This is a genomic window from Mycobacterium sp. 852002-50816_SCH5313054-b (genome assembly GCF_001667185.1).
Classification (GTDB): Bacteria; Actinomycetota; Actinomycetes; order Mycobacteriales; family Mycobacteriaceae; genus Mycobacterium.
The window spans coordinates 1-11,977 of sequence record NZ_LZIC01000009.1 but is presented as its reverse complement, the minus strand read 5'-3'; the positions used below and the strand labels follow the sequence as shown (position 1 = coordinate 11,977).

Here is an 11,977-nt window from a genome sequence, read left to right as displayed (position 1 = left end):
GGCAACGCGTGCCGGTCACCGAATTTCCTTCACCGAGTAACCGGAGGCGTCGGCCGTTGTCTACACGCGTTCTCATCACCGGCGGGGCAGGCTTCATCGGGTCTGCGCTTTCGCGCCGTCTCGTCGAAGCCGGTTATGACGTCGCCGTCATGGACGTCTTGCACCCGCAGGTGCATGGCGAACGGGCGGCGATCGACCTGCCGGCGTCGGTGCGGTTCTTCACCGGCGATGTCACCCATGCCCCTGACTGCGATGCCGTGCTTCGGTTGTTCCGTCCGGCCCAGATCGTCCATTTGGCGGCCGAGACGGGAACGGCGCAGTCGCTTTCCGAGGCGACGCGCCACGGTTCGGTGAACGTGGTGGGGACGACTCAACTTCTTGACGCCCTGAGCCGCTCGGGACACGCGCCCGACCAACTGGTGCTGGCGTCGTCACGCGCCGTCTACGGCGAGGGCGCTTGGCAATACGGCTCCCAGATCTTCTATCCGCAGCCCCGAAGCCACGCCCAGCTGGTGGCCGGTATCTGGGATCCACAGGGGCCCACGGACGATCCCGTCGTCCCGCTCGCGAGCTGCGCCGGCCGAACCGAGCCGCGGCCCACCAACATCTACGCCGCTACCAAACTCGCCCAGGAGCACATCCTGGCCGCCTGGACCGCCGCCCATGACACCAATCTGAGCATGCTGCGGCTGCAGAACGTCTACGGGCCGGGCCAGTCGCTGACCAATTCGTACACGGGAATAGTCGCGCTTTTCGCACGATTGGCGCGCGAGCAGCAGGCGCTGGAGATCTACGAGGACGGACGGATCTTGCGGGATTTCGTCTATATCGACGACATCATCGAGGCACTGTTCGCCGCGATCGAGAAACCCGCGAACGGGGCACGCTGCCTCGACATCGGGTCGGGGATCCCGACAACCATTCATCAGCTGGCGGACAGGATCGCCGCCATCTGCGGCGCCCCGCCACCGAACGTCGTCGGGAAATTCCGCGACGGTGACGTGCGCGCCGCGCGGTGTGACATCGACCCGGCAAAGAGCGAGCTCGACTGGCGCCCGAAGTGGACGCTCGAGGACGGTCTGCCCGCGCTGCTTGACTGGATCGGCGAGCAACCCGAATCATCGGTCGAGCCAGGCGATCACACACAGCTGACGGCCCCGCGGAAGTAGCCCCGGTCGGGCCGGCCGTGCGCGGCGCCTTACTTCACCCTGTCGCCGTCGCCCTCGGTGTCGCAGGCACTCGATAGTGATGAAGTCGGGCGGGCATGTTGAACGCGTGTGTGATAATTCCTCGATTCGAAAGAACGTGTCCTCGTTCCAGGTAGGTGACCTTGCGCCAGTCCGACAGCGTTCGCCCTACCGAAGAGGCGCGGGATCGGCGCCCGGCGCAGTCGCGGTTCCGCCCGGACATCGAGGGCTTGCGCGCGGTCGCGGTGCTGGCGGTTGTCCTGTTTCATGCTGACGTGCCCGGGGTGGACGGCGGGTTCATCGGGGTGGACGTGTTCTTCGTCATCTCCGGCTTCTTGATCACCGGGCTGCTGTGGCGGGAGGTAAGCAGCGCCGGCACCGTGCGGCTGCGCAACTTCTACGGGGCCCGGGCCCGCCGACTGCTGCCGGCATCGGCCACGGTGGGCGTCATCACCCTGATCGGCTCGGCCGTCCTGCTCCCCCCGTTACAGGCCCGGACCGTCATCTTCGACGGCATCGCCAGCGCACTGTATGTCAGTAACTATTGGTTCATTCAGCAGGGCGTCGACTACTTCGGCGGCATGATGCCGCCGTCGCCCTTCCAGCACTACTGGTCGCTCGGTGTGGAAGAACAGTTCTACCTGATCTGGCCGGCCCTCATCATCGGGACGGCATGGCTCGTCCGACGTGCATACCGGCGCAGCAAACCCGGAACCGACCCCGCGTCCCCCGCGTCTCAGAGGCCCTATCTCGTGGTCCTTGCGCTGGTCGCGGCCGCGTCGTTCGCGCTGTCGTTTGCGATCACCGAGGTGGCACCTCCGATCGCGTTCTTTTCGCTTCCCACCCGGGCCTGGCAATTGGCCGCCGGGGGGCTGGTCGCCCTCACGGCCGGCCAGTGGCGGCGCCTACCGCCACGGGCTTCCGCGCTGACCGGGTGGGCCGGATTGGTGGCGATCCTGGTTGCCAGCAACCAGCTGAGTCCGGCCACCCTGTATCCGGGTACCGCCGCGCTGCTGCCGACACTCGGCGCGCTGCTGGTGATCGGCGCCGGCTGCGCCACAGCGTCGCAGGGGTGCGGCCGCGTATTGGGATCCTCGCCGATGCGCGCGATCGGCCGGATCTCGTACTCGTGGTATCTGTGGCACTGGCCGGTGCTGCTGCTCGCACCGGCATTGCTGGGCCACCCGCTGGGGCTGGTCGCCAGGTTGACGGCGGCCATAGCCTCCGGTGTGCTGGCCGTGCTCACGCTGCGGTTCATCGAAAATCCGCTGCGGTTCGCCGATCCCGTGCGCCGCTCTGCGCGGGTGAGTCTCGCGCTCGGCGGTGGGGCCACCGCGGTTGCGGTGTGTGTGGGCGTGGTGCTGTTGTTGTGGGTGCCCACACCCGTCGGTCACGGCGCACCGGTGGCGCCACTCAGCGTCACCGCGGCGCCCGCCCCCGCGGGCTCCAGCATGGCCGCCTACGACGCGGCGGTCCAGCAGGCGTTCGCGCAGGTGCATGCCGCGGTAGCAGCATCGGCCGACCTCAAGGCCGTCCCGTCGAACCTCGAACCCCCGCTGGCCGACGCCGCAGCCGAACATGGGGTCCTGTTCCGCGACGGCTGCATGCGCAATTTCTTCCAGGACGGACAGCCCGAATGCGCCGCGGGCGATACCGCCTCGACGACGACGGTGGCCCTCGTCGGCGACTCCACCGCCGCGATGTGGAACCCGGCCTTGCAGCAGATCGCCACCCAGCGGCACTGGCGGCTGGAAATGCTGGCCAAGGCCGGTTGCCCCTTGCTGGACCTGCACATCATCAGCCCCACCCTGCACCGGGAATACACCGAGTGCACGCGGTGGCGCGGCCAGATCGTCGACCGGTTGGGCGCCGAGCACCCGCGGCTCATCGTGCTCAACGTGTTGCGCCGCTACGGTGCCCGCTACGGTTTGCCGTCTGGTTTCACGTCCTACGACTCGGCGTGGAACAACAGTTTCTTCCGCCTGGTACGAGAGCTGCGCGGCACCGGTGCTCAGGTGCTGGTACTCGGGCCCACCCCCGACCCACAGTCATACGTACCGATCTGCCTGTCCGGCCACCTCGATGACGCCACGGCCTGCTCGCCGCCCAGATCGACCGCGGTGAACGAACCCGGCATCACGGCCGAATCCGCCGCCACCGCCGCCGGCGGCGGACAATACGCCGACCTCACCGACTTGTTCTGCACCGCCAACCGCTGCCCGGTCATCGTCGGCAACACCCTCGTTTATCTCGACCAGAGCCATCTGACGTTCGAATACTCCCGGCTGTTGGCGCCGGCGATCGCGGCGCTGGCAGACCGCACGCTCGCCCACAACTGACGGCGTCGGCCGTTGGGCCCTACACCGGCCGATCAGCCAACTCGCTTGAGGCGCGCGAAATTTTCCACAAGATCAGCAGCGAGCGCGACGCTCTCGGCGGGTTTGGTCATGCGGGCCGCGAGTTCGCGGGCATGCGTGCGACATTGCGGGGCGAGGACGGTGCGCAGATCCGCGAGCAACGATTTCTCGGTGGTGGCCGAAAAGCGCCGCCCGGTACCCACCTTCAGTCGTTTGACCCGAGCCCCCCAGAGCCCCTGATCGGGCAACGTCCAGAGGATCAACGTCGGGAGTCCCGCGCGCAGTCCTGCGTTCGTGGTGCCGCAGCCACCGTGGTGCACGAAGGCGCGGCAGGCGGGCAAAGCCGCCGCGTAGTTCATCACGCCCACGACCTTGACGTGCTCGGAGTGGGGGACGTTGCTGTAGTCCGACCCGGCGGCACACACCAACGCCCGCTCGCCCAGCTGGGCGCATGCCGAGCTGATCATGGCAAGCGTGTCGGCCGCGGATTCGACGCCTACGCTGCCGAACCCGAAGCAAATCGGGGGTGTTCCCGCGGCGATCCACGACGCGACATCCTCATCGGCGTCCGTCGGCAACTCCATCGTCAGTGCGCCGACGAACGGACGTCGGCGGCCCCATTTCGCCCATTCGGCTGCCAGCCCGGGATAGCACACCTCGTCGTAGGCCTGGATTTCGAGCGATCCGCGTTCGGAGATCCGGCGCGGCCAGGGGCGCGTCACCTCCGGCAGACCGAGTTCGCGGCGCTGCGCATCCTCCACCTTCTTCCCGCCGCGCCAGGCCAGCCAGTCGAGCGCCCTGGTCGCGGAGCGGGCGAACGGCGCCGGCAGGAACGGCAGAAGCTGACCGTTGGCTCGCAGCGGGAAGATGTGCAGGGTCGCGAAAGGAATGTCGCAATACTGCGCGACGTTGAGCGCGTCGGCCTCGAAATTCATGCCGGTCAGCAGCAGGTCGGACCCCTCCGCCAGCGACGTCAGCGTCGCGCTGACCTCAGGCCGGCACTGGGAAAGGGGCGCCGAATATTCGCCCGACAACCTGCCCAGCTCCCGGAGCTTCCAGGGGTTGGCGAACAGACCCGCCCAGAAATCGCGATGCGGGTCCAGGATGGCTTTCAACTCCGGCCCGTAGGCGACCGCCGTGGGCCCGGCGGCCTCGGTGAAGCCGACCATTTCAGGCGCGACGGCCATGTGTACGTCGTGCCCCCGGCGCACCAGTTCGCGGCCGACAGTGACGTAGGGTTCGACTTCGCCGCGAGTTCCCCAGTTTGCCAGCACAAATTTCATCGGCGGGATCCTAGCCTTTCACTTCCCGTGCGCGTTCTGGGGAATGGAAGCGGCAGCTCGCGTCCCCGGCTCAGCCGCCCAGCAGCATAACCGGGCACCCGCGCAGGCGTGGCGCATTCGGCCGAGAGGCGTTGTACGTGTGTGTGATAATGCCTCGATTCGATGAAACGCCTCCTCAGACAAGTGGGTGACCGTGGTCCAGGCCGAAAGCGTTAGCCCTGCCGGGGTAGCGCAAGATCGGGGCTCGGCACAAAAGGAATTCCGCCCGGACATCGAGGGCCTGCGCGCCCTGACGCTCGTGGCAATCCTTCTCTTTCACGCCGACATGCCCGGTGCAAGCGGTGGGTTCGTCGGCCCGGACATCTTCTTCATCATCTCGGGTTTCGTCATCACCGGGCAGCTCTGGCGCGAGGTCAGTAGCACCGGCACTCTGGGGCTGCGCAAGTTCTATGCGGCACGGGTCCGCCGCCTGCTGCCGGTAGCTGCCCTCATCGGCAGCGTGACCGTGATCGCCTCGGCCGTCTTGTTGTCGCCTTTGCAGGCAAAAAGCGTCGTGGAGGACGGCATCGCCTGCGCGCTGTATGTCGGCAACTACTGGTTCATTCACGAAAACGTCGACTACTTCGGCGGCCACCAGCCGCCGTCGCCGTTCCAGCACTACTGGACCCTGGGCGTCGAGGAGCAGTTCTACCTGGTGTGGCCCGTGCTGATCATCGGTACCTGGTGGGTGATCCGGCGTACCCGTCGGCGCAACAGCCCTCCTCCTACCTCATCGAACGCGCCGAAGCGCTCCTTCCTGATCGTCTTCGGGCTGGTCGCGATCCTGTCATTCGCGCTGTCGCTGCTGACCACTTACCTGGTGCCTCCGGCGGCGTACTTTTCGCTGCCCACGCGGGCGTGGGACCTGGCCGTGGGCGGGATGCTGGCTCTCACGGCCAACCAGTGGCGCCGGCTTCCGGCACGAGCGGCCGCGGTCACCGGATGGGCGGGGCTGGCCCTGATCGTGTTGGTCTGCAACCAGCTGACCCCGGCCACGCCATATCCGGGCACCGCTGCGATATGGCCCCTGCTCGGGACCGTCCTGGTGATCGGCGCCGGCTGTGCCACACCCACCCTGGGAGCGGGCCGAATCCTTGCAATCAAGCCGATGCGCGACATGGGCCGGTTGTCCTACTCGTGGTATCTGTGGCACTGGCCGGTGCTCGTCCTCGCGGTACCGCTGCTGGGCCATCAGCTGGGGCTGGCCGGCAGGCTGGTGGCGGTCCTCCTCTCGGGCGGCTTGGGGATGCTCACACTGCGTTTTGTCGAGACCCCGCTGCGATACGGCGCTGCTTTGCGCCGCTCCCCACTGGCCAGTTTCGCGGTCGGCGCTGGCGCCACCGCGGTGGCCGTCGGTGTGGGCGTGGCGATGCTGGCATGGATTCCGATCCCGGTCGGCCGCGGCGCGCCGGGCACGGCGTTGACCATCAACGTGGCACCGGTCACGGCGGGCGCCGGCATGGACGCCTATGACGCGGCGGTGCAGCAGGCGTTCGCACAGGCGCAGGCCGCGGTCGCGGCATCGGCTGACATGACGGCCGTACCGTCGAACCTGCAACCGCCGGTCGCCGAAGCAACGGCCGGCCAGACTGCGATGTGGTCCAGCGGCTGCTTCCGCGGAGCCAACCAGAGCGGGCAGCCCGAGTGCGCGACGGGCGATACCGCGTCGAGCACGACGGTGGCCCTGGTCGGCGACTCACACGCCGCGATGTGGGATCCGGCGTTTCAGCAGATCGCCGCGCAACGGCACTGGCGGCTCGAGATGCTGGCCAAGGCGGGCTGTCCATTGCTCGACGTGCCCATCGCGAAGCACCTCGATGGTTTGATCGAGCGCTTTATGCATTGCGATCAGTGGCGCGCCCTGATCCTCGCCCGGTTACGCGCCGAGCACCCGCGGCTGGTCGTGGTGAGCATGTCGCGCGAGCGCAGCGAGGGCAGTTGGCAGGCGGGTTACACGCCGTACGACCCGGCGTGGATCGACAGCCTGACCCGCCTGGTGCAGCAGCTGCGCAGTGCCGGTTCCAAGGTGCTGGTGTTGGGGCCGGTCCCCGACCCGGGCACAGCGGTACCGGACTGTCTGTCCGGCCACCTCGACGACGCCACGGCCTGCTCGCCGCCACGGTCGACCGCGGTGAGCGACGCCGGCATCGCAGCAGAGACGACCGCCACCAAAACCAGCGGCGGACAATACGCCGACCTCACCGAACTCTTCTGCACCACGAACCGCTGCCCAGTCATCGTCGGCAACGCCATGGTTTACCTCGACTGGAACCACATCACGGCCGATTACTCCCGGGAGTTGGCACCGGCGATGGGGGCGCTTGCCGATCGCGCGCTCGCCCACGGCTAGCGCGGCACTCGCACTAGTCCCCTGCGGGTCCTTGGAGGTACCACGGATTGGCTCGCGCCCAATCGATGGTGCGGCGAATCCCCTCCTCGACATCGACCTTCAGGCGCCAACCCAGCTCCCGTTGCGCCTTCGTCGAGTCCGGGATGCGGCGGGGAATGTCCTCATAGCGACCCCCGTAGCGCGCCGCCGTGTCGATAACTTCGGCCTCGGACACCGAATCGACGTTGGCGATCTTGATCGCCAGCTCGATGGCGTCGCGCATGGTGGTCTCGGTCATGCTCCCGATGTTGAAGGCCTCACCGATTGCCGCGTCGCTGTCGGCCGCCAGCAAGGTGCCGGCGATGGCGTCGTCGACGTAGGTGAAGCACCGTGTTTGGTCACCCGAGTCGTAGAGCAACGGTGGGAGACCATTGAGGATGCGGTGAATGGTCTGCGAGATCACGAATATCGGGTTCTGCCGCGGGCCATAGACGTTGAAGTAGCGAACGACCGTCGCCGGCAGTCCGTGGGCGCTGTACATCGCGAAGACCAGATGCTCGGCCATGGCCTTGCTGGTGCTGTAGCTCCACCGGGCCGTCTTGGTCGAACCGAGCACGCGGTCGTCGTCCTCGGCCCACGGCGGGTTGGGGTTCTTGCCGAACACCTCGGACGTGCTGGCGAAAACCACGCGGGTGCCGTGCCGCTGGCACAGCTCCAGGACGTTGCGGGTGCCGGTCACGTTGACGTCGAGAACCTGGAGCGGATCCTTCATATAGTTTTTGACGCCGACGACCGCGGCCAGATGGAAGACTTTGTCGACGCCGGGCGTCAGGGCTTCCTCGAGTGCCCCCAGATCGGTGACGTCGCCTTGCACGAACCGGAAGTTGGCGTGCCGGTCGAAGTCGATGCTGGTGTCGCGCGTGTTCTTTGCCTGGTCGAACACCGTCACCGAGTCGCCACGCTCCAGCAGTGCGGAGACCAAATGCGACCCGATCAGGCCGTAGCCGCCCGTCACGACGACATTAGACATATTCGCTCTTTCGTTTCTGTGTACGGGTTACCTTCGCCTGCAGTATGGCTATCGGCCGATCCCCTTGTACACGAAACCGGCGGCGCGCACGGCGGCCGGGTCGAAGCTGTTGCGCCCGTCGAGGAACACGCAGCCCGATGCCGTCAGGTCCGCGAGCCGGGCCAGCGGAATCTGGTGGAATTCGCGGTGGCCCGCCAGCACCACCAGGGCGTCGGCATCCTTGACCGCCGACTCGATGTCCGGGGTGAGCGGGATCTTGGTCACCGTGGGAGCCTCCTCGTCGGGCACCCACGGGTCGTGGATCGACAGCTCGCAGCCCGACTCCTCCAGCAAGGCCACGACATACTTGGTGGGCGTGAGCCGGCAATCGCCGGTGTTGTTCTTAAACGCGATACCCAGCACCGCGATCTTGCTGGTCTGAATCGCCTTGTCCTGCTCGGCCAGCAGCTGGGTGAGCAGCCCATAGGTGTAGGCGGGCATGGTGTCGTTGACCGTCCGCGACGTGCGCGGGATACCCAGCTCCAACCCCAGCGTCTGCCCCAGATGATTGACGAACCACGGATCCTTCGTCAGGCAATAACCACCCACACCCATACTCGGGCGCAAAATGTTGACGTGGTGGGTGCCCTTGGGCATCGAGTTGGCCGCCTCAATGACCTGCAGCCCGTCCATGTCCAGCCGGTCGCACACCTTGGCCAGCTCATTGGCCATCGCAATGTTCAGATCGATCCACAGGTTATCGGCCAGCTTCACCATCTCGGCCGTGCGCGGGTCATCGACGACAATGGACTCCACCCCCAGGGCATGTCGCCACAACGTGCAGCAGGCGCGCGCGGTGCGCTCATCGACCGCACCCACCACCACCGGGATCGACGTCAACTCGCGGATGGCCTGCCCCTCGGCCAACCGTTCCGGACAAAACGCCAACCCGAAATCCACCCCGGCCCGCAGCCCCGAAGCCTCCTCCAGGATCGGCAACACCAGATTTTCGGTGGTGTCAGGCGGCACCGTGCTCTTCAGGATCACCAGGTGACCGCGATGCAGATGCTGCCCCACCGCCCGCGCCGCCGCCTTGATGTCATCAACGATCGGCTCATAATCCGGACCCAGCGGCGTGCCGACCGTCACGATCACAAAATCGTTGTCCGCGACGGCACCGAAATCGGTCGTGGCACGAAGCCGACCCACCCGCACGTTGTCGGCCACCAACTCACCAAGCCCCGGCTCGGGCACCGTGGTCTTGCCCAGATTGATCTCATCGACGACGTTTTGTCGCACATCGATCCCGGTCACCGGCCAACCCCGATCAGCCAGCACCGCACCGATCACCGTGCCGATATAGCCAAAACCCACCACCGCGATCCCCGACCGCATGCCACGGACCAACAAATCGATCTCAGCATCGCTGCGTCCGAACACGCCTTCAGCCATCGCGGAACCTAGCCCTTCGGTCCCCCGTGCGCGTTGTGGAATGGTAGGGGCCTCCCGCCCCTGGCTAACCCGTCCGGCAGTCTAATCCAACACCGGTACAATAGACCAGAAGTTTGGGCTCGCACCCGCAGTTGGCATGCGACTGCCGCAACGGCGGCGAATACAGGCGAATTGATCGTGCCGGCGCCACCATGCTGGACCCCCGGTAGACCGGAAAGAACCCCGCGTATGACTGATATGGTCGGCCGCATGGACCTGTTCGTGCGCGAATCCGGTCCGGTCGGGGCACCAGCAATCGTCTTCCTGCACGGCGCGTATACGAGCGGCTGGTTCTGGGAGCCGGTGGTCGAACGAATGCAGCAATTCCACTGTCTGGTCCCCGATCTGCCCCACTACGGCAAGAGCTTCGAGCAGGGGCCATTCGAGATGGGCCGAGCCGCCACCGCGGTGGCAGAACTCATCCGCTCCCGGGTGGACACCGGCCGGGCGCACGTGGTGGGCCTATCGCTCGGGGCCCAGGTGGGGGTGCAGTTGCTGGCCACCGAGCCAAAACTCGTCGATCGGGCGGTGCTGTGCGGGACCGCCATCAACAGGGTGCCGTTTGTGCCGTTGACACGGCGCCTGCTGTCGCTGCCAGCCCGGAACTCCCTCTACCGCTCGATGGTGAGGGGCTACCGGAACGCTTGGCTGGCAAAGGTTCCCGCGGCCCATATCGATGAGTATCGCGAGGACGTGCGTCTCATCACCAGCGGACAGCTCGCCGACGTCATCATGGCATCCTCGGGATTCACGCTTCCCGAGGAACTCGGCCAATCGGATTCGCCCACATTGTTCTTGACCGGCGCCAAGGAGCTGCCGGTCGTGCGCCGCTGGGCAGCAGCACTCGCGGAGCAAATGCCCAACGGAGTCGACAGGGTCGCAGCCGGCATGCCCCATGATTGGGCCACACGCTATCCGGACCTCTTCTCGCGGACCGTCGACGGCTGGCTCACCGATGGTTCCCTACCGCCCGAGATCCAACCGCCGAAGTCGGATCGTCGTCGCTGATCGGAACCGATGAGCGGCTCAGCCCGGCTGGCGTAGCGGCAGGCCGGCGGCCCGATAGATCCCGTCGATGACGGTCATGTTCTCGATCGCGCCTTCGGACGTCGTCTTCACCGGCTCCCCGCGCAACACCGCCCCGGCGAAAGCGTCGAGCTGATAGGCGTAGGTGGTGCGCCGCGGGAAGCGCTCCACACGCTTTCCGTCGGCAGTGCGGATCGAGAGCCGAGGCAACAGGTGCGGCGCCGCCGGGCTGAAGTAACTCAGCTGGCCGCGATCGCCGATGATCTTGGCGTTGGCCCAAAACAGGTTCGACGACCACAGCGCGCAGTGCAGTCGGCCGGTGTGCCCGTCGGCAAAGCGCACTTCCGCCGTCATGACCCGGTCCACCTGAGGACCGTCCAGTTTCGCTTTGGCCGAGACGACCTCGGGAGTCGAGCCGCCGAACGTGCGGAGCATGTCGACCGTATAGACGCCGGCATCCATCACCGCGCCCCCGGCCAGGGAGTAGTCGTAGACGTTGCCGTTGGAGCGCTTGGGCAGTAACACGCAGACGGCTACCTCCACCCGCTCCAGCTTGCCCAGCTCTCCCGAACCGATGATCTGCTCGATGCGAGCGGTCAGCGGGTGGTAGCGGTATTGGAGCGCCTCCATCACGACCCGGTCTGACTTGGCGGCAAGTTCGTCGATCTCGCGGGCCTCGGCGGCGTTGGCGGTGAACGGCTTTTCGCACAGCACGTGCTTGCCCGCGTCCAGCGTGGCCCGGGTCCACCGGCCGTGCACGCTTGTCGGCAGCAGGTTGTAGACAGCGTCCAGGTCCGGATCGGCGAGCAGCGCCTCGTAGCTGTCGTGTGCCCGGGCGATGCCGTGTTTGGCGGCGAAGTCTCGGGCGCGCGACGCATCGCGTGAGGCCACCGCGGCCACGACGACCTCGGTGTTCTCCTTGGCCGGCGTGAGGAACGTCGTCGGCGCCCAACGCGAAGCGCCGAGGATGCCGATCCGTACTGGGGCGCCGCCTGCAGACATGGGGGCGATGCTAACAGCCGCTGCCGCTGGCCACCGCAACATTTTTCAACAGATCGGACAACGGCAATGCGGTGCTAGGATCGCGATTCGCCCCGACCGGGCAAAGCGTTGGACACCACCCGCTGAGGAGCTCGATTGGCTGACGGCGATCTGAGTGCGCGCGAGGCCGAACGCGTCGTGTGGGACGTGATCGTCGTGGGCACCGGCATGGGCGGCGGGATGCTGGGCTACTCGCTGGCCCGCTCGGGCCGGCG

At 66.8% G+C, this 11,977-nt stretch carries 8 protein-coding genes; 4 read left to right on the top strand and 4 right to left on the bottom strand.

Annotated elements, in window-relative coordinates; translation table 11 throughout:
- Positions 1–56 precede the first annotated feature (56 nt).
- Entirely contained in the window at positions 57–1,169 is a 1,113-nt protein-coding gene (locus tag A5787_RS01070) for an NAD(P)-dependent oxidoreductase (RefSeq protein WP_066960361.1), read from the top strand.
- Between the two features lie 155 nt (positions 1,170–1,324).
- Positions 1,325–3,526 (top strand): acyltransferase family protein, encoded by a 2,202-nt coding sequence (locus tag A5787_RS01065; RefSeq protein WP_066960358.1) that lies wholly within the window; start codon positions 1,325–1,327, stop codon positions 3,524–3,526.
- Between the two features lie 32 nt (positions 3,527–3,558).
- Here the strand turns inward: A5787_RS01065 and A5787_RS01060 are convergent, their stop codons facing one another.
- Positions 3,559–4,827 carry a glycosyltransferase gene (locus A5787_RS01060; RefSeq protein ID WP_066960355.1) on the bottom strand — a complete coding sequence of 423 codons (1,269 nt, stop codon included), beginning with the start codon at positions 4,825–4,827 and terminating at the stop codon, positions 3,559–3,561.
- Between the two features lie 187 nt (positions 4,828–5,014).
- Here A5787_RS01060 and A5787_RS01055 point away from each other — a divergent pair, with 187 nt between their 5' ends.
- The gene (locus A5787_RS01055) at positions 5,015–7,216 is read left to right on the top strand and encodes an acyltransferase family protein (protein ID WP_066960352.1); all 2,202 of its coding nucleotides are present in this window, start codon (positions 5,015–5,017) and stop codon (positions 7,214–7,216) included.
- A gap of 13 nt (positions 7,217–7,229) precedes the next feature.
- On the opposite strand, the gene A5787_RS01050 is transcribed toward A5787_RS01055, so the two are convergent.
- On the bottom strand, positions 7,230–8,225 hold the full coding sequence (locus tag A5787_RS01050; RefSeq protein ID WP_066960349.1) for an NAD(P)-dependent oxidoreductase: 996 nt from the start codon (positions 8,223–8,225) through the stop codon (positions 7,230–7,232).
- A gap of 48 nt (positions 8,226–8,273) precedes the next feature.
- The gene (locus A5787_RS01045; protein ID WP_082977009.1) at positions 8,274–9,656 is read right to left on the bottom strand and encodes a nucleotide sugar dehydrogenase; all 1,383 of its coding nucleotides are present in this window, start codon (positions 9,654–9,656) and stop codon (positions 8,274–8,276) included.
- A 249-nt stretch (positions 9,657–9,905) separates the two neighbouring features.
- Between A5787_RS01045 and A5787_RS01040 the strand changes: the two genes are divergently transcribed.
- Positions 9,906–10,703 carry an alpha/beta fold hydrolase gene (locus A5787_RS01040; RefSeq protein WP_197506933.1) on the top strand — a complete coding sequence of 266 codons (798 nt, stop codon included), beginning with the start codon at positions 9,906–9,908 and terminating at the stop codon, positions 10,701–10,703.
- Positions 10,704–10,721: 18 nt separating this feature from the next.
- On the opposite strand, the gene A5787_RS01035 is transcribed toward A5787_RS01040, so the two are convergent.
- Positions 10,722–11,723, bottom strand: a complete 1,002-nt coding sequence (locus tag A5787_RS01035) for a Gfo/Idh/MocA family protein (RefSeq protein WP_066960344.1) — start codon at positions 11,721–11,723, stop codon at positions 10,722–10,724.
- Positions 11,724–11,977: the final 254 nt, after the last annotated feature.